This is a genomic window from Pseudomonas sp. NFX224, from assembly GCF_048565165.1.
GTDB lineage: Bacteria > Pseudomonadota > Gammaproteobacteria > Pseudomonadales > Pseudomonadaceae > Aquipseudomonas.
In genome coordinates this window covers 6,436,418-6,461,206 of the sequence record NZ_CP183416.1, presented here as the reverse complement: position 1 = coordinate 6,461,206, position 24,789 = coordinate 6,436,418, and the positions used below count along the sequence as shown (strand labels likewise).

General features: G+C 61.6%; 19 protein-coding genes. 3 read left to right on the top strand and 16 right to left on the bottom strand.

Annotated features, from left to right (window positions below; translation table 11 throughout):
- Window positions 1-2: 2 nt before the first annotated feature.
- The 15 genes from ACNYC6_RS29655 to ACNYC6_RS29585 all read right to left on the bottom strand — a co-directional run bounded on the left by ACNYC6_RS29655 (window position 3) and on the right by ACNYC6_RS29585 (window position 19,384).
- Window positions 3-830 carry an ABC transporter permease gene (locus ACNYC6_RS29655; RefSeq protein ID WP_419710416.1) on the bottom strand — a complete coding sequence of 276 codons (828 nt, stop codon included), beginning with the start codon at window positions 828-830 and terminating at the stop codon, window positions 3-5.
- Window positions 831-833: 3 nt separating this feature from the next.
- Window positions 834-1,793, bottom strand: a complete 960-nt coding sequence (locus ACNYC6_RS29650; RefSeq protein WP_338581011.1) for an ABC transporter permease — start codon at window positions 1,791-1,793, stop codon at window positions 834-836.
- A 79-nt stretch (window positions 1,794-1,872) separates the two neighbouring features.
- Entirely contained in the window at window positions 1,873-3,474 is a 1,602-nt protein-coding gene (locus ACNYC6_RS29645) for an ABC transporter substrate-binding protein (protein ID WP_419710415.1), read from the bottom strand.
- 98 nt (window positions 3,475-3,572) lie between these two features.
- The gene (locus tag ACNYC6_RS29640; RefSeq protein ID WP_419710414.1) at window positions 3,573-4,988 is read right to left on the bottom strand and encodes an aldehyde dehydrogenase family protein; all 1,416 of its coding nucleotides are present in this window, start codon (window positions 4,986-4,988) and stop codon (window positions 3,573-3,575) included.
- Window positions 4,981-6,171: a pyridoxal phosphate-dependent aminotransferase gene (locus ACNYC6_RS29635; protein ID WP_419710413.1), complete on the bottom strand. Its 1,191-nt coding sequence runs from the start codon at window positions 6,169-6,171 to the stop codon at window positions 4,981-4,983. Before ACNYC6_RS29635 ends, ACNYC6_RS29640 begins: the two co-directional genes overlap by 8 nt.
- Before the next feature lie 24 nt (window positions 6,172-6,195).
- Window positions 6,196-7,803 (bottom strand): 5-guanidino-2-oxopentanoate decarboxylase, encoded by a 1,608-nt coding sequence (locus ACNYC6_RS29630; protein ID WP_419710412.1) that lies wholly within the window; start codon window positions 7,801-7,803, stop codon window positions 6,196-6,198.
- A gap of 10 nt (window positions 7,804-7,813) precedes the next feature.
- Window positions 7,814-9,913, bottom strand: a complete 2,100-nt coding sequence (locus tag ACNYC6_RS29625) for an acetate--CoA ligase family protein (protein WP_419710411.1) — start codon at window positions 9,911-9,913, stop codon at window positions 7,814-7,816.
- 18 nt (window positions 9,914-9,931) lie between these two features.
- Window positions 9,932-11,092: an acyl-CoA dehydrogenase family protein gene (locus tag ACNYC6_RS29620; RefSeq protein ID WP_419710410.1), complete on the bottom strand. Its 1,161-nt coding sequence runs from the start codon at window positions 11,090-11,092 to the stop codon at window positions 9,932-9,934.
- A 42-nt stretch (window positions 11,093-11,134) separates the two neighbouring features.
- Window positions 11,135-11,926: an enoyl-CoA hydratase/isomerase family protein gene (locus ACNYC6_RS29615; protein WP_419710409.1), complete on the bottom strand. Its 792-nt coding sequence runs from the start codon at window positions 11,924-11,926 to the stop codon at window positions 11,135-11,137.
- A 332-nt stretch (window positions 11,927-12,258) separates the two neighbouring features.
- Window positions 12,259-13,671 (bottom strand): amino acid permease, encoded by a 1,413-nt coding sequence (locus ACNYC6_RS29610; protein ID WP_419710408.1) that lies wholly within the window; start codon window positions 13,669-13,671, stop codon window positions 12,259-12,261.
- A 207-nt stretch (window positions 13,672-13,878) separates the two neighbouring features.
- Window positions 13,879-16,140, bottom strand: coding sequence for an ATP-binding protein (locus ACNYC6_RS29605; protein WP_419710407.1), 2,262 nt, complete (start codon window positions 16,138-16,140; stop codon window positions 13,879-13,881).
- Window positions 16,137-16,916, bottom strand: a complete 780-nt coding sequence (locus ACNYC6_RS29600; protein WP_419710406.1) for a substrate-binding periplasmic protein — start codon at window positions 16,914-16,916, stop codon at window positions 16,137-16,139. Before ACNYC6_RS29600 ends, ACNYC6_RS29605 begins: the two co-directional genes overlap by 4 nt.
- Window positions 16,916-17,632, bottom strand: a complete 717-nt coding sequence (locus tag ACNYC6_RS29595; RefSeq protein WP_419710405.1) for a response regulator — start codon at window positions 17,630-17,632, stop codon at window positions 16,916-16,918. Before ACNYC6_RS29595 ends, ACNYC6_RS29600 begins: the two co-directional genes overlap by 1 nt.
- 92 nt (window positions 17,633-17,724) lie before the next feature.
- On the bottom strand, window positions 17,725-18,372 hold the full coding sequence (locus ACNYC6_RS29590) for a TetR family transcriptional regulator C-terminal domain-containing protein (RefSeq protein ID WP_419710404.1): 648 nt from the start codon (window positions 18,370-18,372) through the stop codon (window positions 17,725-17,727).
- Window positions 18,373-18,592: 220 nt separating this feature from the next.
- Complete coding sequence (locus ACNYC6_RS29585) at window positions 18,593-19,384, bottom strand: class II aldolase/adducin family protein (RefSeq protein WP_419710403.1); 792 nt, start codon at window positions 19,382-19,384, stop codon at window positions 18,593-18,595.
- A 232-nt stretch (window positions 19,385-19,616) separates the two neighbouring features.
- Here ACNYC6_RS29585 and ACNYC6_RS29580 point away from each other — a divergent pair, with 232 nt between their 5' ends.
- Both ACNYC6_RS29580 and ACNYC6_RS29575 read left to right on the top strand, forming a co-directional pair.
- On the top strand, window positions 19,617-21,578 hold the full coding sequence (locus ACNYC6_RS29580; protein WP_419710402.1) for an FAD-dependent oxidoreductase: 1,962 nt from the start codon (window positions 19,617-19,619) through the stop codon (window positions 21,576-21,578).
- 75 nt (window positions 21,579-21,653) lie between these two features.
- Window positions 21,654-22,250, top strand: coding sequence for a cupin domain-containing protein (locus tag ACNYC6_RS29575; protein ID WP_419710401.1), 597 nt, complete (start codon window positions 21,654-21,656; stop codon window positions 22,248-22,250).
- On the opposite strand, the gene ACNYC6_RS29570 is transcribed toward ACNYC6_RS29575, so the two are convergent.
- Window positions 22,247-23,176, bottom strand: coding sequence for a helix-turn-helix domain-containing protein (locus ACNYC6_RS29570; RefSeq protein ID WP_419710400.1), 930 nt, complete (start codon window positions 23,174-23,176; stop codon window positions 22,247-22,249). The two genes, ACNYC6_RS29575 and ACNYC6_RS29570, sit on opposite strands and share 4 nt — an antisense overlap.
- 161 nt (window positions 23,177-23,337) lie before the next feature.
- Here ACNYC6_RS29570 and ACNYC6_RS29565 point away from each other — a divergent pair, with 161 nt between their 5' ends.
- Complete coding sequence (locus ACNYC6_RS29565) at window positions 23,338-24,696, top strand: glutamine synthetase family protein (protein WP_419710399.1); 1,359 nt, start codon at window positions 23,338-23,340, stop codon at window positions 24,694-24,696.
- Window positions 24,697-24,789 lie beyond the last annotated feature (93 nt).

Genomic DNA, 24,789 nt, shown 5'->3' with positions numbered 1-24,789 from the left:
GTTCAGCATTCCTTGAGGCCGCTGGATTTGTGCAGCATCCAGTCGACGACGAAGTTGACGCTGACCGTGATCAAGGCCACGGCCAGGGCGGGCAGCAACGGGCTAATGTCGCCAAAGGTGATCAGCACCGCGTTATCGCGGACCATGCTGCCCCAATCGGCGGTGGGCGGTTGAATACCGAGGCCGAGGAACGACAGCGCACTGATGAATAGGAACACGAAGCAGAACCGCAGACCGAATTCGGCAATCAACGGCGCCGCCGCGTTCGGCAGCACTTCGCGGGTCACCAGCCAGTACAGGCCTTCACCGCGCAGGCGTGCGGCTTCGACGAAGTCCTGCACCACCACGTTCATCGCCACGGCGCGGGACAGGCGAAACACCCGGGTCGCGTCCAGCAGCGCGATCACCAGTACCAGCGAGGTCGCCGTGGTGCCAACCACGCTGAGGATCAGCAAGGCAAAGATCAGTTGCGGAATCGCCATCAGGATGTCCACCACCCGCGACAAACCCTGATCGACCCAACCGCCCTTGATTGCAGCGATCAAACCGCACGAGCCGCCGAGCAAGAACGCCAGCACCGTGGTCAGGAAGGCAATGCCCAGGGTGTTGCGTGCGCCGTAGACCAGGCGGCTGAACATGTCGCGCCCGAGGTTATCGGTGCCCAACAGGAACTGCCCGCCCCATGGCGCAAAGCCCTCGCCCACCACTTGGGTTTCGCCAAACGGCGCCAAAATCGGTGCAAATAACGCGACAAAGATGTACAGCACGATCACCAGCAGCCCGAACTTCGCGCTCAGCGGCGCCCGCATTAACTGTTTGAACACGTTCATGGACTACCCCTTCGGATGCATCAGGCGTGGGTTGCTGGCAATCGACAGCACATCGGCGCTGGTGTTGAGCAGGATGTACGTCGCGGCAAAGATCAGGCTGCACGCCTGCACCACCGGGATGTCACGCTTGGCCACCGAGTCGACCAGCAACTGGCCGAGCCCCGGATACACAAACACCACTTCGACCACCACCACGCCGACCACCAGGTACGCCAGGTTCAACGCGACGACGTTGACGATCGGTGCCAAGGCGTTGGGCAAAGCATGGCGAAAGATGATCCGCGACTGGCTGATACCCTTGAGCCGGGCCATTTCGATGTAGGGGCTGGCGAGCAGGTTGATCAGGGAGGCGCGGGTCATGCGCATCATCTGTGCGATCACCACCAGGCTGAGTGTTGCCACCGGCAATACCGAGCGTTCCAGAATCGTGCCGAGGGACGCGTCCGGCGCCAGGTTGGAAATGCTCGGGAACCAGTTGAGCTTCACCGCGAACACCAGGATCAGGATGTAGGCGACGAAGAACTCGGGGAACGACACCGCGCTCAAGGCCGAGGTGTTGAGCAAACGGTCGAACCAGCTGTTGCGGTACAACGCCGCGAGCATGCCCAGCAGCAACGCCAATGGCACCGACACCAGCGCCGCCAGCAATGCGAGGCTGAAAGTGTTGCCCAAACGCGCGCCGACCAGTTCGGCGATTGGCCGCTGGTTGGCGAGCGACACGCCGAGGTCACCGTGCAGCAATTGCCAGATCCAGTGACCGAAACGGGTCAGCGGCGGCAGGTCCAGGCCCAGTTGTGCGCGGTAAGCGGCCACGGTTTCCGGGGTGGCGGATTGGCCGAGCATGGCCTGGGCGATGTCACCCGGGAGCAGGCCGACGGCGAGAAAAATGATCACCGATACGGCGAACAGCGACAGCAGGCCCAAGGCCAAACGCTGCCCTAACAGCTTGAAAATACTTCTCATCGTGCAATTCCTTGGATTGGGCACGCTTCAGAAAACAATGACGCTCCTACAGGGGGTCTTCATTGCATCGACAATTTCCTCAGGCCTGCCACCACCGCTCAATCACCCGCAACCCATCCAGCTCGCCGTACGGCGCGGTCTGTCCACCATGACTCACCCGGCTGGAACGCGCCGCCACAGAGCTGGCGAACAGCGGCACAATCGCCCCGCCGTCATCGCGGCACAGCGCCTGCATTTCGTTGTACATCTCGCGGCGCAGCGGGTCGTTCATCTCGCCGCGGGCGGCGTTGAGCAGTTGATTGAAACGCGTGTTATCCCAGTGGGTTTCGTTCCATGCCGCCCCCTTGGCGTAACCGATGCTGAACATGCGGTCGGCGGTCAGGCTGGAGTACCAGAACGACGTGGTGAACGGTTGCTTCATCCACACGTTGGAGAAGAAACCATCGGCGGGTTCACGGACCACGTCGATGTCGATCCCGGCCGCACGTGCCTGTTCCTTGAACAGTACCGAGGCGTCGACGGCACCGGTGTAGGCTGCATCGGAGGCTTGCAGGCGAACCTTGAGCGAATCCAGGCCGGCCTTTTTCAGGTAGAAGCGCGACTTGTCCGGATCGTAGGTGCGTTGTTCCAGCGCGGTATTGATGAAGCGACTGCCAGGCTGGATCGGATGGTCGTTGCCCACCAGGCCATAGCCATGCAGCACGGAAGCCAGCAAGGTTTCGCGGTTGATCGCGTGCTTCATCGCCAGGCGCACGTCGTTGTTCTGGAACACCTGGCTGTCGGTGAGCATCGGGAAGGTGTAGTGCTGCGCGCCTTTGGTTTCCTCAATCACCAGGTTCGGGTTGCGCTTGAGCAACGCCACGGTTTTCAGGTCGACCTTGTTGATCACGTCCACTTGGCCGGTGACCAGTGCATTGACCCGGGCTGCACCGTCAGCAATCGCGATCAGCTCGGCGCTGGCGAAGTGCGCACGGCCCGGTTTCCAGTAATCGGGGCTGCGTTCCAGGGTCATGCGCACACCCGGTTCGAAATCCTTGAGGCGATAACCGCCGGTGCCGACACCGGCCTTCCAGTCGGGCACGCCGTCCTTGCTCGGCAGAATGACCAGGTGATAGTCGGCGACCACATAGGAAAAATCGGCGTTGCCCGACTTCAATTCGAACACCACGCTGTCGCTGCCATTGGCGCTGACTTTGGCGACATCGCCGAGCACGGTTTTGGCCGCCGAGGTGGATTGTTCGCCCAGGTGATGCTGGATCGACGCCACCACATCATTGGCGTCCAGGGTTTTGCCGTTGTGGAAGGTCACGCCCGGACGGACTTTGAAGGTCCAGATACGTGCATCGGGCGTGGACGTCCAGCTCTCGGCCAGTTCGGGGATCGCTGTGCCGTCGACGGCAATTTCAGTCAGGGTGTTATAGACCGCCGAGAAACCGACGAAGGTGAAGGTGTCGGCCCACGAGCCCGGGTCCTTGGAGTCCGTGGTGCTGCCACCGGCCAGGCCCAGGCGCAGGACGCCACCGGGCTTAGGTGTGGCTTCCTCGGCGAACGCACCCAACGGCAGGCCCATGGAGAACGCCCCGACTACCGCGGCTGCAGTCGCGCTGTACTTGAGAAAGTCCCGGCGCGGAAAACTGAATTCATGGTTCGCTTGAGTAATCTTGTTTTTGTTATCGCTCATTGCATTGCCCCTGATCAAACGCTAATAGAATTCCAATTCAAAACCACGCCAAACACCGGGCCATGGCCCGGTGCTTACAACGTTTGAATCGCCAACGGTCACACCTGAATCGCCTTCATTTCGACGAATTCGTTCAGCCCTTCTTCCCCCCATTCCCGACCATTGCCCGACTGTTTGTAGCCACCGAACGGCGCCTGATAGTTGAACGCCGCCCCATTGAGGAAGCACTGGCCGGCGCGCATCTGCCGACCCAGCTGCAAGGCGCGCTCGGCGCTACCGGCCCAAACGCCGCTGGACAGGCCGAACGGCGAGTCATTGGCAATCTGGATCGCTTGCGCCTCATCGGCGTAAGGAATCAGGCACAGCACCGGTCCGAAGATCTCTTCCTGGGCGATGCGCATGCGGTTGTCGACATCGGCGAACAGCGTCGGGCTGACATAGAAACCGCGTTCAAATGCTGACGGCGTGTCACCACCGCACAACAGACGCGCGCCTTCCTGCTGACCGACCTTGATGTAATCGAGCACCGTGCGCTTTTGCCCTGCCGAGCACATCGGGCCGAGGAAACTTTGCGGGTCGAGTGGATCGCCCATGCGCAGGCTCAGCGTTTCAGCCAACGCCAATTCAACGGCTTCGGCATAACGACTGGCCGGCAGCAGCATGCGGGTCAACGCGGTGCAGGTCTGGCCGGAGTTGATCATCACGTCCTGCACGCCGTAACGCACTGCCGCCGCCAGATCGGCATCCTCGGCGATCAACAGCGGCGACTTGCCGCCCAGTTCCAGGCACACCCGCTTCACCGAAGGCGCCGCCGCTTGTGCGACGCGAACGCCGGCGCCGGTGGAGCCGGTGAACGACACCATGTCCACGTCCGGGTGTCTGGCCAATGCTTCGCCGACTTTCGATCCCGGTCCGCTGACCAGGTTGAACACCCCGGCCGGCAGGCCGATGGCTTCGATCATCTGCGCCAGCAAAAACGCGTGCAGCGGCGTTTCCTGGCTCGGCTTGACCACCACCGTGCAACCCGCGGCCAGTGCGGGTGCGAGCTTGCCGATCAACTGGTGCAGCGGGTAATTCCACGGGTTGATGAAGGCACAGACACCGACCGCTTCGCGAATCACCAGCGAATTGCCGACCTCGCGCACTTCGTCCATCAGGTGCGCCAGTTCGACGTATTGCTCAAGGCCCTCGATCGGCCCGTCAACCTGCACCGAGCGACACCACTGCACCGGCATGCCCAGTTCAGCGGTGATCACCGCCGCCATTTCATCGGCACGAACCCGCAGTTGTTCGGCGAGTGCGCGGATATAACCGGCGCGCACACTGGAAGGCGTACGCGACCATGATCCAAACGCTTTGCGTGCGGCCGCCACAGCGTTGTCGACATCACGCTCATCACCCAGCGGTACGCTGCCGGCCACTTCCTCGGTGGCCGGGTTGATCACCTCGGCGATACCCTGCCCCGACGGGGTTTGCCAGCGGCCATCAATAAACAGTGCCTTGTGGTTAAGCATGGACCTGAGCCTCCATTAATTCGTGGGCACAACGGGCGATGCGCTGACAGGCATCACGCAGCGGAGCGGCGCCGACCACCAGGCCGAGGCGGATGTGCCCGGCGGCGCTTGGCCCGAAAGCTTCACCGGCCAACACCGAAACGCCGTGGCGATCGAGCAAGCGATCGGCAAACGCCTGGGCGCTGAGACCGGTTTCGCGGATGTCGACCATCACGAACATCCCGCCATCGGGCTTCAACGCCCGCACACCGGGGCAACCGGCAAGGCTGTCGCAGACCAGATCGCGGCGCTGGCGATAGGCTTCGCGCATGGCGTCCAGCTCTGGCAAGTTGCTTTCCAGCGCGATGACGGCGGCGTCCTGGATGAAATCCGGCGAACCGTAGAGCATGCACAACGCGAGGTTTTCCAGGTGCGCGGCCAGCGATGGCGGCGCCACCACCCAACCGACGCGCCAACCGGTCATGGCGTGGGATTTCGACAGGCTGTTGAGCGTCGCGGTACGTTCGGCCATGCCCGGCAGGCTCGCAGGGCTGACGTGTTCACCGTCGAACAGCAGTTCGCTGTAGACCTCATCGGACATCAGCCACAGGTCGTGGCCGATGCACAGTTCGGCCAACGCCTGCCAGGTGCTGCGCGGCAGGCTTGCGCCGGATGGGTTGTGCGGGCTGTTCAGGGCCAGCGCCCGGGTACGCGGGGTGATGCGTGTCGCCACGTCTTCCGGCAGCACGCGGAAACCGTTTTCCGAACGCACCGGCACTGGCACGACGACGGCGCCGCAAGCACCGAATACCGCCTCGTAGGTGACGTACATCGGTTCGGCGACGATCACTTCATCGCCCGGATTGAGTACGCATTGGGCAACGCTGAACAGCGCACATTGCGCCCCGGCCAGCACCGTGACCTGATCCGCCGAGACGGTTTGGCCACTGCGCTGGCGATGACGCTTGGCGATGGCTTCACGCAAGGCACGCTTGCCGCGCACCTCGGCATAGTGGGTGTTGCCGTTCAGCAGGCTGTCGATGGCGCCTTGCACGATGGGTACCGGCGTGTCGAAATCCGGATCGCCCACGGACAGCAACAGAATGTCTTCGCCTTGCTCGCGCATGGCCAGCGCACGGTAATGGATATCCCATGCGGCGGCGCCGTCACCGGCAATACGTTGAGTCAGATCGGAAAAGCGCATGGCTTCATCCCCTTGAAATACACATCAATGCGCACAGGCATGCTTGAGTTCGATCAGCGTCACGCCGTTACGCTTGAAGCCGTGGCGCAGGTCGGTTTGCAATTCGGCCAGGCTTTGCGGCTGGGTCACGGTGCAACCGAACGCACGGCCAAGGGCGGCGAAATCCGGGTTGCGTGGCAATACGCCGATCGGTTCGATGTCCAGGCCGAGCATGTCGTCGCGGATCTGCCCCAGGGCATCGTTGTTCCACAGCAGCACCACCAGCGGGGTGTCCAGTTCCTCGACCGCCGTCGCCAGTTCCTGCGCGGTGTAGAGGAAACCGCCGTCGCCCACCAGCACCAGACCCGGACGTTGCGGCGCACCGAATTTGGCGCCGATACCAGCCGGCAAGCCATAGCCCAACGTGCCGTAGCCGGTCGGGTGCAACCAGCTGCGGATTGCCTGGCTGTCGAAGGCGTAGTTGCCGGTGTAGGCCAGTTGCGTCATGTCGGTGCTGATGAACGCGTTTTCCGGCAACTCCGCAGCAATGCGCTCGAGAATCGATTGATGAATCGACTGCAACGGGCCATGGCTGGCCTTGACCGCTTCCCGCAGTGCAGCCACCGAGGCAACGGCTGCGCCGGCGTCGCGCACGTCGGACGGCAGACGTTCCAACAAGCCACTGAGGGTCTGTTGCGCATCGCCGTGCAACGCCACCGCGCATGGATAGAAGTCGTTGAACTTGCGCGGATCGATATCCACCCGCAGCAGCTCGCCATTGAGCGGCAAACGTTCGCGCCAGAAATCGGTGTCGGCCATTTCGGTGCCGACCGCCAGCACGACGTCGGCTTCGGCGATCAAGTTCCAGCCCGGCTCCACGCACAACGATGAGCCGGCATTGAGCGGTGCGTCTGGAGGCAGCAAGCCTTTGCCGGCGACGCTGGTGAACAGCGGTGCGGCCAAACGGGTGCTGATTTCTTGCAGCTCCGAAACAGCCTTCAACGCACCACCACCGGCGATGATCATCGGCCGTTTTGCGCTGTTGAGTTTGGCCACCGCTTCATCGAGTGCCGTGGCGGATGCTGGACCACGCCCCGGACGACGCACCACGTCGTTGCTCCAGTCGCGGGCAATCGGTGCCGCCAACACGTCCAGCGGCACCGAAATGTGCACCGGGCGCGGACGCTCGCTGTCGAACACCGCGTAGGCACGGGCGATCAGTTCCGGCAGGTCTTCGGCGGTCAATGCTACGGCCGAGAACGCGGTGATCGGCGCGGTTATGGCGCGCTGGTCCTGGCATTCGTGCAGGATGCCCCAGCCCTTGCCGAGACTGGCGGTGTGGTTGACGCTGGAAATCACCAGCATTGGAATCGAGTCGGCGTAGGCCTGGCCGATGCCGGTGGCGGCGTTGGTCACGCCGGGGCCGGTGATGACGAAACACACGCCGGGTTTGCCGCTGACTCGCGCATAGCCGTCAGCCATGAAACTGGCACCCTGCTCATGACGGGTCAGCACGTGGCGAATGCCGCTGCCGGGCAGGCCGCGATACAGCTCCAGGGTGTGCACGCCGGGAATGCCGAACACGGTGTCGACGCCGTAGTTGGCCAACAGGCGCACCAGCGCCTGGCCACCGGTCAAGGTTTTGCTTTGCATGTTCAGATCCTCACGCATGGCCGAGGCGAATCAACGCGTCGACCGCCGTCGTGCCATCGGCACCGACCAACAATGGGTTCACATCGAGTTCGAGCAATTGACCGGCGTTCTCGCAGGCGTAGTCGGCCACGGCACGGATCGCCGTGACCAACGCATCAAGATCCGCCGCTTCACGACCGCGAAAACCTTGCAGCAATGCCGCGCTGCGCAGGCTCAACAAGGCATTGCGGATCGCGCCGTCGGTGGTCGGCAGCAACAGGCTGCGACTGTCCTTGAGCAACTCCACCAGAATCCCGCCAGCGCCAATCACCAGTGCCAGGCCGAAATCGTTTTCGCGCTTGATGCCAACGATCAGCTCGGCCAGTGGTGGCTTGGCCATCGGTTCCAGCAGCAACTCATCGAAAGGAACGCCCGGCGCATAAGCCGCGATGCTCGCGTTCATCTTGTCCAGTGCCGCGCTCAACGCCGCGCCATCCTTGAGATTCAGAGCCACGGCTCCGGCTTCGGTCTTGTGTGGCAGTTGCGCGCTGACGGCTTTGAGTACCAGCGGATAGCCCAATGACTCGGCATCCTTCAAGGCATTCTGCGCAGTGCTCAAAACGCCGTTTGGAATCGGCAGGCCGAAGGCTTTCAACGCCTGTTTGGAATCCCACTCGTTGAGCAATTCACCTTCGGTTGTCAGTGCTTGCGGGGACAGCGGCACCAATGCCGATTCACCCAGCTCCAGCAAGGCCTGACGATTACACTGGTAACCGGCAATACGGCCCCACGCCGCCAAACCATCCTCGACACCTTGCAACGCCGCCACGCCTTGGGCATGCAGACGCTCACGGGCATGGGCCGGCAGCAATTCAGGGAACGCCGAAGTGACAAAGCCGGTCTTGCCGTGACGCACCAGCGCCTTGCAAAACAGGTCCAGCAGCAGGTCGCACTCCTTGCGTTCGCCGGTGAACTGCGCCGGGTAGTCGAGCACCAGCATCGCTGCATCGGCCTCGGTCCGCAGGGCGCTGTCGAGCATGGTGTTCAAGGCATCGCCGTCACCCCAGATCGCCGTGGTGAAATCCAGCGGATTGACGAGGTTGGCGTAGGTCGGCAGCACCTGCGCCAGTTCGCCGACCTGGCCGTCATCGAGTTTCGGCAAACCCAGGTCGTTGCGCTCGGAGTAGTCGGCAATCAGCCCGGCATCGCCACCGGAACAGGCCAGTGCGATCAGGCTGTTGCCCGCTGGCAGTTTGCCGCACGCGGCGGCTTTCAGGGTTTCGACAAAACTCACCGGGCCACTGACGCGGATCACCCCGAGACGATCGAACAGCGCGTCGTACAACGCATCGGAACCGGACAGCGAACTGGTGTGACTCAAGGCCAGTTCGGCACCGATCTGCGACACGCCGGTTTTCAGGGCGATGATCGGAATGCCCTTCTCCAATGCCTTGTGCGCGGCGCGGGCGAAACCCGGTACGTTTTTCAGGCCTTCAAGGTGCAGGCCGATGGCCGTAACGCGCGGCTCGTCGAGCAGCACGTCCAGCAGTTCGGCCACGCCCAGTTGCGCCTGATTGCCGACCGAGGCCATGTAGGCCACCGGCAGCGAGCGGTCGCTCATCGACAGGTTGTAGGCGAAGTTGCCGCTCTGGGTCAGCACTGCCACACCCTTCTCTACCGCTTTGCCGCCGTGGGCCACCGGCCACAGCGCGGAGCTGTGCAGGTAGTCGAGCAGGCCGTAGCAGTTGGGGCCGAGCAAGGCCATGTTGCCGGCGGCTTCGAGCAATTTTTGTTGCAGGGCCTGGCCTTCGGCGCCGGTCTCGGCGAAACCCGAGGCGTAGCAGATCGCCCCGCCCGCGCCGATGGCGGCCAGTTCGGCGACGCAAGTCAGTGTCAGGTCGCGATTGGTGGCAATGAAGACTGCATCAGGGCCACACGGCAGGTCAGCAATGCTGCGCACGCACGGTACGCCTTCAAGGCTGTCGTGCTGCGGATTGACCAGCCACATTTGCCCTTGGTAGCCGCCCTCGGCACAGCGCTTGAGCGCGCGCGCCATGCTGCGGCCGCCGACAAACGCCACGTGTTGCGGCGCGAGCATGCGCTTGAGGTTGTCGCGAATGGATTGGGACATGGCAATTCTCCGGGACGATCAGCGCAACAGTGGCCGCAGCAATTCGCGGGAAATGATGTGGCGCTGGATTTCCGAAGTGCCTTCCCAGACCCGCTCGATCCGCGCGTTACGCCAGATACGCTCCACCGGACTTTCATCCATCAGGCCCATGCCGCCAAAGATCTGTACCGCCTCATCAGCCGCACGGCCGAGCACTTCACTGGCGAACAGCTTGGCCATGCCGGCCTCGCCATCGGTCATGGTGCCTTGGTCCATTTTCCACGCGGTGTGCAGGGTCAGCAGTTCAGCCGCGCGGATTTGCGTGGCCATGTCGGCCAGCTTGAACGACACGCCCTGGAAGTTGCCGATGGCCTGGCCGAATTGCTTGCGGTCAGCCGCCCATTGCAGCGAAACGTCCAGCGCCCGTTGCGCCTGGCCGACGCAGTTGGCCGCGACCATCACGCGCCCGGCGGTCAGCCAGGCGTTGGCCACGTCCCAGCCCTTGCCGATTTCGCCCAGCACTTTGCTGGCCGGTACGCGGCAATCGTCGAAGAACATTTCGAAGGTGTGATAACCACGGTTGCTCACGCACTTCGGGCCACGGCGGATGGTCATGCCCGGCGTGTTGCGGTCGACCAGGAACGAGGTCACGGCGTTACGCTTGCGGCCGTTGTGTTCGTAGGTGTCGGTCACGGCGAAGACGATGGCGAAATCGGCATGGCCGGCATGGCTGATGAAATGCTTGCTGCCGTTGAGGATGAAATCATCGCCTTCACGCACGGCGCGGGTCTTGATGGCATTGGCATCGGAGCCGGCGCCCGGCTCGGTCAGGGCGAAGCAGTCGATTTTCTCGCCCTGGATGCACGGCAGCAGGTAGTCGTTGATCTGGTCGCCGGTGCAGGCCATGAGGATTTTCGACGGCCGGGCGACGAACACATGCAGCGCCCAGGACACCTTCGACAACTCACGCTCAATCAGCGCCTGGGACAGGTAGTCCAGACCGCCACCGCCCACCTCTTCCGGCATGTTGAAGGCATAGAAACCGGCGGCAATCGCCTTGCCGCGAATCTGTGCGGCCAGTTCCGGGGAAACCTCATCGGCGCGATCGACCTCGGTTTCGTAGGGCAGCAGCTCCTTTTCGACGAAGCTGCGTACCGAGTCCACCAACATTTCTTGTTCTTGGGTCAGTTGGAAATTCATGGTGCTACCTGTTGTTCGTGTGCTAATAGAGGGGTGCGAGGCTTAGCGGCCAATAAAGCGCGCCGGGCGTTTTTCCATGGCCGCGCGCAGGGCTTCGCTGCCGTCTTCGCTGCGCCCGCAGAGCAGGCCGGCGGCCAGTTCTGCTTGCAGTTGTTCTGGCAGGCTGCGCTCGGCGCCTTCACGCATGAGCTTTTTGGTCTGGGCGAAGGCGAAGGTCGGTCCGGCGGCGAGGCGCGTGGCCAGTTCGTTGGCGACGGTCAGCAGTTGATCGTCGGCGCAGACATCGCCGACCAGACCGGCGTCAAGGGCACGGTCAGCGCCCCACAATTCGTCGAGAAACAACAGGCGCTTGGCTTGTTCGCTGCCAATCAGGCGCGGCAGGTGCCAGCTGGCACCGGCGTCCGGCGAATACGCCATGCTGGTGTAACCGGCCTTGAAGCGTGCGGACTGCCCGGCGATGCGCAGGTCACAGCACAGGGTCAAGTCCATCCCGGCGCCGACAGCGGTGCCGTTGATGGCGGCGATGGTCGGTTTTTCCAGGCTGTGCAGGCGGGTCATCAGGGCGTGGGCGGTTTCGGTCCAGCCGTAGGTTTCCAGCGCGCCCCGGGCTTCGGCGTCGGCCCACTCATCGAGGTCGGCGCCGGCACAGAAGCTGCGTCCGCTGCCGGTCAACACGACGACGCGCACGGCAGGATCGGCATTGAAAGTATCGAGCAAGGCATGCAGGTTTTTCAGCGTCGGGATGTCCAGCGCATTGCGCTGAGCGGTGCGATTGAGCGTGATCCAGGCAACGCCTGCTTCGACCTGACTGAGCAACGAATCATGAGTAGTCATGCGAATCCTCGAATTATTGTGATTGGTCTGAGGTGATGCGACTTGAGGCCATACTAAACGAGTGTTCAGTAAGGCGGCAATCGGCGAAAAAATAAGCTGTAACAGCTATAAAAATCAGCTATCAGATTGTATTTAAAGGTTTTTTCTAGAAATTACGGATTCTGGCGGCTAACGCTGTTACAACTTCGAACAACTGCCCACAGGCACCACAAAAACAACTGTAGGAGCCAGCCTGCTGGCGATGACGGCATCACATTCAACATCTCTGTTGACTGATACACCGCTATCGCCAGCAGGCTGGCTCCCACAGGGGATGTGCTGGATTGAAGGAATTAAGCAGTCGGCAAGCTCGGCGCCAACACGCCCTGCCGCTTGCGATGAATCAGGAAGTACGCGCCATAACACAGCGCAATAAACCCGAAGCCCCAGTACAGCGACGGCCGCTGGGTTTCATCCAATGCCAGGAACACGAACAGCGAACAGCACAGCGTGATGCACATCAGCGGCAGCACCGGGAACCACGGCGCGCGGTATTTCAGGTCGCTGAGTTTGCCGCCCTCACGCAGGTAGGCCTTGCGGAATTTGTATTGGGCCAGCGCGATGACGATCCAGGTCACGGTGCCGGACATGCCGCTCACCGCCATCAACACCATGAACAAGGTGTCGGCCGCGACAAAACTGGTCATCAGCGACACCAGCGCAAAGCACAGGGTGATGCTCAAGGCGCGCAATGGCACGCCACGTTTGCTCAGCGGCGACAGGCTTTTGGGCGCCATGCCGGTTTTCGACATCGCCCACAGAATCCGCGTCGAGGCGTACAGCCCGGAGTTGCCCACCGACAGGATTGCCGTGAGGATCACGAAGTTCATCAGGTCGGCGGCATAGGGAATGCCAACCATGTCGAACACCTGCACGAACGGACTTTCCATCAGCCCCGCCTGCTGCCACGGCACAATGGCCGACAGCACGATGATCGCCAGTACGTAGAAAATCAGCACACGGAACACCACGTTGCGCACCGCACGCGGAATGCTCTTTTCCGGCTGATCGGTTTCGCCGGCAGCCACGCCCATGATCTCGCAGCCCTGGAAGGCGTAGACCACGGTCATCATCACCGCGAACACGGCGGACAAGCCATTGGGGAACAGCGAATCGCCAATCAGGTTAGTCGCCATTGGCGCCGGTGCGCCGCTGCTCAGCGGCATCACACCGAAGATCACCAGCACGCCAACGACGATGAATCCCAGAATCGCCGCGACCTTGATCCCCGAAAACCAGTACTCCGCTTCGCCGAACGCACGGGTCGCCATGGCATTGATGCCGAACAGCACCACCACGAACAGCGCCGACCAATACCAGATCGGCACCGCCGGAAACCAGCGGGTCATCAGCATGCCGGCGGCCGTGAATTCCAGGCCGACGGTGGTCGCCCAGCTCATCCAGTACACCCAACCGATCATGAAACCGGTGGCTGGCCCGATGTATTTAGTGGCGTGAGTCTGGAACGAACCGGACACCGGCATCTGTACCGACAGCTCACCGAGGCAGACCATCACCAGGTACATCAGGAAACCGGCGACCAGGTACGCCAGGATCGCCCCCACCGGCCCCCCCTGATTGATAGTCACGCCGGAGCCCATGAACAGCCCGGTACCGATCACGCCACCCAGCGACAGCATGAAAATATGCCGGCTCTTCAGGGCGCGGGTAAGTTGGATGCCTTTGCGATCGTTGTGTTCACTCATGTCCGCAGCCTCACGTCGATGAGGCGGACAGCGCATGACAGGGCGTCACGGCGCGGGGACGGATCAGCTTTACGGCCATTCATTATTATTATCTCCAATAAGCTTCGAAGACCGCGCTGCGGCGGTTGCGTCGATTATTGGAAAGCCATGTAAGGTCCCGTTGAACGTAAAGATCGAAGTTGTGAAAAGTCGTAACAAACTTGTACGTCAGCTCTGCAACAGGTGCTCCAGCGTTTGCAGCGCGTGCTTGCAGTGCTCAAGGACCGTAGGCGCCAACTGTTCAATGGCCGATTGATCGTTAATCAGCGCCGCTTCTTCCACTGATCTCAGCACACCGGCCAAGGCACGAAAACCCAGTGAGTCGCAGCTTCCTGCCAAACGGTGGGCCAGGTGCGCAATCTCAGTGAAGTCGTCGGCTTCGATGGCCTCGTTCAACGCCTCGCGATGCTGGACGATCGATTCGCGCAGCACCGCCAGCAACCCTTGCACCTTCTGCTCGCCGAGCAGATTGCGATGGGTTTGCAGCAGCGGCCAGTCGATGGCGACGTCATCCTGCACCGGCTTTGGCGTCATCAATTGCCCGCTCAGCACCTTGCGCAGGTTGTCCAGCTTCAGCGGTTTGGACAGCACGCCATCCATACCGGCATCCAGATAACCGCGTACCAATGCCGGTTGCACACTCGCGGTCAGGGCGAAAATACGCGCGGCGCGGTTCGGCCCGTCGAGGCGGCGGATCTGTTTACACAAATCCACACCGCTCACGCCCGGCAGATGCACATCCAGCAGAATCAGATCGAAAGTGTGCGCGGCGCACTGCGCCAACGCCTGTTCACCCTCCTCGGCCAGCCACACCTGATGGCCGTCACGTTGCAGCAAACCCTTGACCACGTCGCGATTGAGCGCCACGTCCTCCACCACCAGCACCTTCAATGCCGGCCCGGCCACCGCCAACGGCAACGGCGCCGTCACGCCGGTAGCGGGTTGCAACGTCAGCTCGAACCAGAAACAACTGCCCTGCGCGATTGCACTGGTGACACCGATACTGCCGCCCATTTGTTCGACCAAATGTTTGCAGATCGCCAGTCCCAACCCGGTGCCACCAAAGCGCTGCGCCACTTCCTCGCTGGCCTGTGTGAAGCGCTCGAAAATCTTCGCCTGCATCTGCGGCGCAATGCCGATACCGTTGTCGGTGACACTCACCCGCAGGCGATCGCCGCTAACCCCTTCGGGCTGCGTGAGCAACGCCACTTCGACACTGACCTCGCCGCCCTCGGTGAACTTGATGGCATTGGCCAACAGGTTGCTCAAGACTTGCCGCAAGAATTGTTCGGCACCGTGATGATGTTCGGCCAACCGCTGGTCGACCCGGCAATGCAGGATCGTGTCGTTATCCAGCGCCTTGGGCTCCAGCAGCGTCAGCACTTCGTCGAGCAATTGGCGAATCGAGAAATCCACCGGCTCGGGCAGGCTCGCGCCCTCCTCCAGTTTGGCGAAAAACAGCACCTCATTAAGAATCGTCAGCAAACCCTCGCCCGCCTTGTGCAAGGCATCCAGGCGCTTGCTGTCCTGCTGATCCAGGCTGGCGCCGCGCAGCAATTCGGCCATTCCGAGAATGCCGTTGAGCGGCGTGCGCAGTTCGTGACTCATGGTCGCCAGGAATCGCGACTTGGCGAGGTTGGCCGCTTCGGCTTCGTCCTTGGCGCGCATCAGGCTGGCGGTGCGCCGCTCGACCATTTTCAGCAATTCATCACGGTTATCCTGCAAGGCCAGGCGATCGCTTTCGCGGCGATCGATGTCATTGAGGATCGCCCGGCGCATGTCGTCCAAGGCGTAAGCCACGGTGTCGATCTCGTCTCTTTGCGCGCTGCGCTGCTTGTCGAGACGCAGCGGCTCGTGCCAATCACCGGCAGCAATGCGCCGGGCAAATTCGGCCATGACTTTCAGGTGCCGGGTCACCAAGCGATAAAACAACCCCGACAGCGCCACCGCCAGTCCACAGAGAAATACCGCCATCCACAACAAACTGGTGAACCCGGTGGCATACAGACGCTGATACACCGCGCCCAGATCGGTGCTGACTTCGAGTTCGCCGAGGTGACGCAACGGGCCGGATGGCGGTTGATAATCCAGGGGGAATCGCTCGATACGCAGTGGACCGATCGGCTCAGGATTGCCGTGCAGCAAATCGAAATCGGGGCTGGTCAGGTGTACCCGCGCCACATCGGAAAAATCCACCAGACCGCGCAACTGCACGTTCAACTGCTCCTGGTTCAAATCCCACAGGCTGCGTTCCAGGCTCGCCAGGTACCCGGCGCGAATCAGCGCCATACGCGCGTCGATGTCGCGCATTTCCCGGCGGTACTCGATGTACAACTGCACGCTGCTGGCGAGTACGGTGAAACACAGGCTGAACAACAGAATGAACAGCAACAGCCGTCGCAACAGTCCACCGGGCCGGGCGCGGATCATTGCGCGTTCGCCGGCAGGTTGATCATGTCGCGGTAGATCACTTCGCTTTCATTGAGCAGGCGTTCGATATCACCGGCATCGACCATGCGCTGCAATTGTTCATTGATCCGCGGCATGCGCGCGGCCAGCGGCGAACGGCGGGAAACCGCGACCCGCAAGTAATCCACGCTCAAGGCCTTGGGCAAGGCCACGATGTCTTGGGCACCGGGCAGGTTCTGCACGTAGAGCTCACCGGTGCGGCGCTCCTGGGTGATGAAATCGATGCGCCCGCGAATCAGCTTGCCGAAATTCTGACGGCTGTCCGAGACCCATTCGATGTTGTTGTTTTGCGCGACCATGCGATCGAACTCCACGCCGTAGCTTTCACCGAACAGCAGGCCGCCACGGTAACGGGACAGATCTTCCAGCCGCTCGAATGTCACCGGATGCTGGCGATTGACAAACAACGCCACTTCTTCGCGCAGCACCGGCACCGTGGAAAACAGCATGCTTTGTTCCCGTTGCGCGGTGCTGTAGGCCAGCACCACATCGACCCGGCCTTCGGCGGCGTCGAGCAGGCAGCGCTTCCAGTTGCCCAGCACCACGATTTCGACTTCGTAGCCGAGCTGGCCGAACAGTTTTTTCACCACGCTCGGCGCCAGGCCACGGACCTGTTTGCCGTCGCTCCAGGAAATCGGCGGGTACACCGGATAATCGCAATAACGGACCTTTTCCGCTGCCGGCGCATTGCCCGCCAACAGTATCAACACCAGGAAGAACAACCGCCTCACAGCCATCACCCCGCCAGGCTGGCAGTGAACAGATAACCGGCGCCGTGGATGGTGATGATCAGTTGCGGTTCGGCCGGGTCGTCGTGCAACTTGCGCCGCAAACGGCCTACCAGTACGTCGATGGAGCGGTCGTTGGGCACCCATTCGCGGTTGCGGATCTGGTCCATCAACTGGTCGCGGCTGAGGGTGTGGCCGCTGTTGCGCAGGAACACGCTGAGCAACTGGAATTCGCCGTGGGTCAGCAGGGTTTCACTGCCTGAGGGATCGATCAGGCGTCGACGGTCGGTGTCCAGCGCCCAATCGGCAAACTGTTTGACGGGTTTGGAAACCGTCGCGACCGGTTGCGGAGTCTGCGCATGACGAACCCGACGAATCAGGTTTTTCGCCCGCGACACCAGTTCACGCGGATTGAGCGGTTTGATCACGTAGTCATCGGCGCCGCATTCGAGGCCGACGATGCGGTCGATTTCATCGTTGCGCCCGGTGATCAGGATGATCCCGACTTCCGAGCGCACCCGCAGTTCGCGGGTCAGGGTCAGGCCATCCTTGCCCGGCAAGCGGATATCGAGCATGACCAGGTCAACGGCCTGGCTGACCAGAAAGGCCTCGGCCAGTTCCGCCGTCGCGGCGCAATGAACGTCGTAGCCTTCCTGGGACAGGTAGGCGTGCAACAGTTCGCGAATCAGCGGATCGTCGTCGACGATCAGTACCCGAGGAGTCATTGCTGGGTGTCCCGCACAAGCCCGAAGGCGTATTTCTTATTAGAGTGTTTTATTGCATCCGCGCCAGAGAGTAGCCACTGTTGAACAGGCGATCAACAGCTACTCGTCTGCCCGCAAAAGCGCTGCCGGCCACCGGCCTGCAAACCGTCGACCCAGGCCTCGCAAATCTGCATGCCTTGCTCCGGGGTGAACGTGCCAGGGTTCAGACCCAATTCCAACCACAGGCCATCGAGCAAGGCACTGAGGCTGATCGCCGCGAGATCGGCGTCGAAGTTTTCCCAGCCTTCTTCCTGCGCCAGTTCCATCAGCACTTTGCTCAGGATGGCGCGATACTCGCCGTAGGAATGATCGTGAGCCTGGTTGATCGCCTCGGCGGTTTTCACCGCACCCCAGAACGCCAGCCAGGCGTCGATCAGTTGCGGGTCGAGCAATTCGGCGGAAAACGAACCACGAAAAAACGCCGACAAACGCTCGCGGGCGTTGGGTGCGGCTTGCTCCATGGCGTCGCGCAACAGCGTCATGACGCGTCCGGTGATCGCCATGTAGGCCTCGGCCACCAACTCATCCTTGCCGGAATAGTGATGGCTGATCAGGCCAACCGAAACGCCCGCCTCGGCGGAAATCTTGCGAATCGAGGCGCCCTGGAAACCATGACGCTTGAGGCACACCAGCGTTGCCTCGATCAGATTGGCCTTGCGCAACTCCGGTTCCATGCGGGAAAAACGGGCTTCCTGATTCATGGCGACTGCTCCTGGTTTCAATCGTGGGGCTCGGGTTTTGTCTGCGAGCTGAACGAATGTACAGCAAGAGCAGGAAAAATCTCCAGTCAGTTGCAGCCAGAGAGACTGTGGTGCCTGACAGGCCGCCATCGCGAGCAGGCTCGCACACATTTGGAATGCTTCCTCCTGTGGGAGCGAGCCTGCTCGCGATGAGGTCGGCACAAACAGCCGAAAATTCAGATCAATCCCGATACCCCGGAGCCACCCGATCCAACAACCGCAACAACGCCGCCCACGCCAGTTGCATTGCATCCGGATCAGCCAACTCACCCTCATCCAGCGGTCGACCCGGATCATTGAACTGCCGTTCGGTGTGCGCGCACACCTCAGCCGGTGGCAGAACGATCTCCCCCGCAGCCTGCGCAGCCAACTGAATTTCACAGGCCTTTTCCAGGTAATACATACGCAAAAACGCCTGGCTCACGGTATCGCCGACGGTCAACAAGCCATGGTTGCGGAGCATCAACACCGGCTTGTCGCCCAAATCCGCCACCAGCCGCTGCTGCTCGCTCATGTCCAGTGCCACGCCTTCGTAGTCGTGGTAAGCGACCCGGCCGTAAAACTCCATGGAAATCTGGTTCACCGGCAACAACCCGCACTTCAACGCCGCCACGGCGCAACCGGACCTGGTGTGGGTGTGCAGCACACATTGCGCGTCGTCGCGGGCACCGTGAATGGCGCTGTGAATCACGAAACCGGCCGGGTTCACCGGGTAAGGTGAAGCTTCGACGGCATGGCCATCGAGGTCGATTTTCACCAGATTCGACGCGGTGATCTCATCGAACATCAACCCGTAGGGGTTGATCAAAAAGTGATGTTCCGGCCCCGGAATGCGCACCGAGATGTGGGTGAAGATCAGGTCGGTCATGCGGAAATGCGCAATCAAGCGATAACAGGCCGCCAATTCTTCACGCAGGCGCTGTTCGGTGGCGCTGCGCTCGGAGGCGGTCAGCGCAGTGGCGATTTTGTTCATCGTTCGGGCCCTCCAGGCTCTTCGGCTGCGCAGACAGTAAGTCTGGACGCTTCAACACGTCCAGCACCCATTGCGGCAGTTGTGCGCCCTAGGTGCGAGCTCAAAACGAATGACTGCAATTAATAGTAAAGAAATATGTTGATTTTTTACTACGGGTAAATTTCTATAGTGAAATAATAACAACGCCGAAAACCCGACCTTTCGGCTTCAGCCTGCCTGGAGTGCCCGCACCATGCCGACCACGACCCCAGCTTTTGCGCACCTGTTCGAACCCTTGCAGATCCGTGGCAAGCGCCTGAAAAACCGCATTATGTCCAGCGGTCACGACACGTCGATGCCCACTGACAACCTGGTCAACGCGCAACTGATCGCCTACCACCGGGCGCGTGCCGAAGGCGGTGTCGGGCTGATCGTGCTGCAAGTAGCCGGGGTGCATGACAGCGCGCGGTACACCTCACATGTGCTGATGGCCACCGACGATGAATGCATCGAGGGTTACCGCAAACTGGCGCAAACCTGCCATGCCCATGGCACCGTGGTGCTGTCGCAGGTGTTCCATCCGGGGCGGGAAATCATGGAGTCCAGCGATGGCCTGCTGGCCGTGGCTTATTCGGCATCGAATGTGCCCAACGAGCGGTTCAGGGTGATGCCACGGGCGTTGGATCAGGCGATGATCGATGAGATTGTCGCCGGTTATGCCGCTGCCGCACGACGCTTGCATCAGGCTGGCATCGACGGCGTCGAAGTGGTCGCCAGTCACGGTTATTTGCCGGCGCAATTCATCAACCCACGGGTCAACCGCCGCACCGATGGCTACAACGGTGAACTGGAACAGCGGTTGCGTTTCCTGCGCGAAGTCATTGCCGCCGTGCGTGCGGCAACCGACGAGCAGTTCATCATCGGCCTGCGAATTTCCGCTGATGAGCGAGATCCCGAAGGCCTGACCGAAGACGAATCCCTGGCCGCCGTGCAATCGCTGCAGGCGCAGTTGGATTACGTGCACATCGTCGCCGGCACGTCGGCTTCATTGGGGGGCGCAGTGCACATCGTGCCGCCGATGGCGATCGAGGCGGCTTACCTGGCCAAGGAAGCCGGGACGTTCAAGGCGAGCCTGGACATTCCATTGTTCGTCACCGGGCGCATCAACCAGCCCCAGGAAGCTGAACTGATTCTGGCCCGTGGGCAAGCCGATGTGTGCGGCATGACTCGCGCGCTGATCTGCGACCCGCAAATGCCCAACAAGACCGACACCGGCCGGGCCGAAGACGTGCGCGCCTGCATTGCCTGCAATCAGGCGTGCATCGGCCACTTCCACAAGGGCTTGCCGATTTCCTGCATCCAGCACCCGGAAACCGGTCGTGAGCTGATGTTCGGTGATCGGCAACCGGCGAAAACACGCAAACGCATCATGATTGCCGGCGGAGGCCCCGGCGGGATGAAAGCAGCCGCCGTCGCCGCGCAGCGCGGGCATGAGGTGACGCTGTACGAAGCCAGTTCGCAACTCGGTGGTCAGGTGTTGCTCGCGCAATTGCTGCCACGGCGCAGCGAGTTCGGCGGCGCCAGCACTAACTTGCAACGGGAGATGGAATTGGCCGGTGTGCGCGTGGTGCGTAACACCCGCGTCGACCGTGCCTTGGTGGAGCAGGAAACACCGGACATGGTGATCATCGCCACCGGCGCCGAACCGTACTGGCCGACGTTCGAACGCGGTGGAGAATTGCAGGTGGTGGACGCCTGGCAGGTCTTGCGTGACGAGGTGCAGGTCGGCCGTTCCGTGGTGGTGGTCGACTGGCGCTGCGACTGGATCGGCCCGGGCATCGCCGAACGCCTGACCCGCGCCGGGCATCAGGTGCAATTGGCGGTCAACGGCACCCATTGCGGGGAAAACCTGCCGCTGTACGTTCGCGATCAACTGGCCGGCGAGTTGCACAAACTCGGGATTCCCATCACGCCATACGCACGCCTTTACGGTTGCGACGACAACACCGTGTACCTGCAACACACCGCCAGCGGTGAGCCGATGTTGATGGAAAACATCGATACGTTGGTGCTCTGTCAGGGGCATCAGCCGGTGGATACGCTGGGCGCCGAGCTACAAGGCCTGGTGGAATTCCGCCGCATCGGCGACTGCCTGGCGCCGCGTACGGCTGAAGAAGCAATTTATGAAGGTTTGAAAGTCGCGTGGGCGCTCTGAGGCTGTTTATACTCCGGGGCTTTCAGGTCAACGCGCCTACATGGGCGTGACCCTCTTTCCGGTTCGGAATTTTCCATGAGCACCCACAGCAAATCACAGCCCGCAACTGGCGCCGCCGAACCGCACTTCCTCGGCACGCGGATTCGCGGCCTGCGCAAACGCCGGGGCATGACCCTGGCGGAACTGGCGCAACAGAGCGAATTGACCGCCGGCTACATCAGCCAACTGGAGCGCAACCTCGCCTACCCGTCGATTCCCGCTCTGTTCAACATCGCCCGCAGCCTCGGCGTGACCATCCAGTGGTTTTTCGCCAGCGAAGCCAACACCGCGCCTGAAGATGACGGCGTCGTGGTGCGCAAGAACAGCCGCTTGAGCGTGCATTACGAAGACGGCATCGTCGACCAGTTACTGACGCCGCAACCCAATCAACAACTGGAAATGCTCCACTCGCGTTTTCCGCCCGGCACCTACAGCCAGCAAAGCTACAGCCACGAAGGCGAAGAAGCCGGTTACCTGCTGTCCGGCAGTTTCGAGTTGTGGGTGGGCGAGCGTCATTTTCAGCTCAGCGAAGGCGACAGCTTCAGTTTCTCCAGCCAGGAGCCGCACCGCTACGGCAACCCCGGCGATGTCGATGCGGTGGTGATCTGGGTGATCACGCCGCCGACGTTCTAACGCCGCCGACCAGCCAGTGCGGTGTTGCCCGCACGCTTCAAGGTGTCGCTCGGCAACTCTTTGAACAGCGCCCGATAACTGCTGGAAAACCGCCCCAAATGCCAGAACGACCAGTGCATCGCGACTTCGGCCACGGTGGTTTGTGTCGGTGTACGGATGAGCAATTCGCGGCGGGCGCTGTTGAGTCGGCGCAGGCGCAGCCATTGGGTCGGCGCCATGCCGGTGTAGGCCTTGAACGCATGCTGCAACTGACGCAGTGAAACCCCGGCAACCTGGGACAATTCCAGCAAATTGAGGTGTTCTTCCGGGGTATCCGCCGCCCATTCCCCTACCCGTTTCATGATCGCCCGTTCCCCGGCCCGGCGGTGCAACGCGCCTTGATCGAGACAGACACAGGCGTTGTCGAGAATGAACAGGCAGTCATCGAGCAATTGCTGGGTCAGGACTTCCCGGGTCGGCGGATCGAAGGTTTGCGAGAGGCGCGTCAGCGTGCCGCTGAGCCAACGGCAAAACAGCGCGTTCTGCTGCGAATTGAGCGGCGCCATGAACAACCCTTCCAGCCGGGCCACGTCCAGGCTATTGCGCTGGACAAATTCCGGCCCGAACACCACGGCGATTTCCTGATAGTTCTCCGGGGTGATCCAGATGTTGCGGCTCTCGCCATTCAGCACGTACAGCGCGTTGTCGCTGCGATCGAAACAGAACGCCAGCGCACCCTGGGGCGCGCTGAAATTCTGCTCGACCCGGGTGTTCATGTGCTCCTCGTAGATCTCCACGCCCTGTAAATCCAGATAGCGCACCAGACCGGCGAAATGCCCCGGCGACATCTGTTGGTAATGCTGGGTCCAGCCCGGCGTGGCGCGGATTTGCTCGGCGACATCGGCGGTACTGAATGCTTGAACCTGTAGTGAATTGCAGTGTGTCATGGGTGACCTTGCGCACTCTTTTGGTGCGCTTTGTGCTGCTTAAAGTGGATAGATGGAACCGTAACGCTCGCCCAAGATAGACGTCAACGCGCTACAGGGGAAGTGTCCGGCGGATGAAACTGGCCTCTCCTGGCGTTAATAAAACCAATAACGAGGTCTTTATGAATGTCCCTTTCGATCAGCTGTTCACTTGGCTGAAAGATCACAAGATTACCGAAGTCGAGTGCGTCGTCAGCGATCTGACCGGCATTGCACGCGGCAAAATCGCACCCACCAACAAGTTCCTGCATGAGCGAGGCATGCGCCTGCCGGAAAGTGTGTTGTTGCAAACGGTAACCGGGGACTTTGTCGACGACGACATTTACTACGACCTGCTCGACCCCGCCGATATCGACATGGTCTGCAAGCCGGACGCCGATGCGGTCTACGTGGTGCCTTGGGCCATCGAGCCGACCGCCATCGTGATCCACGACACCTTCGACAAGTTCGGCAACCCGATCGAACTGTCGCCGCGCAACGTGCTGAAGAAAGTCCTGCAGCTGTACACCGAAAAAGGCTGGCGCCCGATCGTTGCGCCGGAAATGGAGTTCTACCTGACCCAGCGCTGCGAAGACCCGGATTTGCCGCTCAAGGCACCGATGGGCCGTTCGGGCCGTGCCGAAAGCGGTCGTCAGTCGTTTTCCATCGACGCGGCGAACGAATTCGATCCGCTGTTCGAAGACGTCTATGACTGGTGCGAATTGCAGGGCCTGGACCTCGACACGCTGATCCACGAAGACGGCCCGGCGCAGATGGAAATCAACTTCCGTCACGGTAACGCGCTGGACCTGGCCGACCAGATCACCGTGTTCAAACGCACCATGCGTGAAGCCGCGCTCAAGCACAACGTGGCGGCGACGTTCATGGCCAAACCGGTCGGCGACGAGCCGGGCAGCGCCATGCACATTCACCAAAGCGTGGTGGACATCGCCACTGGCCAGCCGATCTTCGCCGATGCCAACGGCAACATGAGCGAACTGTTCCTGCACCACATCGGCGGTTTGCAGAAGTACATCCCAAAAGTGCTGCCGATGTTCGCGCCCAACGTCAACTCGTTCCGCCGCTTCCTGCCGGACACCTCGGCACCGGTGAACGTCGAATGGGGCGAAGAAAACCGCACCGTCGGCCTGCGCGTACCGACCTCCAGCCCGGACGCCATGCGCGTGGAAAACCGCTTGCCGGGCGCCGACGCCAACCCGTACCTGGCCATCGCCGCCAGTCTGTTGTGCGGTTACCTGGGCATGGTCGAGCGCATCGAACCGAGCGCCGCTGTACAAGGCCGCGCCTATGAACGTCGGAACCTGCGCCTGCCGATCACCATCGAAGACGCCCTGACCCAGATGGAAGAGTGCGACACCGTCAGCCGCTACCTGGGCAGCAAGTTCGTACGGGGCTATGTCGCGGTCAAACGCGCCGAGCACGAGAACTTCAAGCGCGTGATCAGTTCGTGGGAGCGTGAGTTCCTGATGCTCAGCGTCTAACCCCCTCGCTCCCCCAAGGGATCACTCATCCCCTGTGGGAGCGGGCTTGCCCGCGATGAGGGCGGCGCATTCAACATCGTTGTTGACTGACAG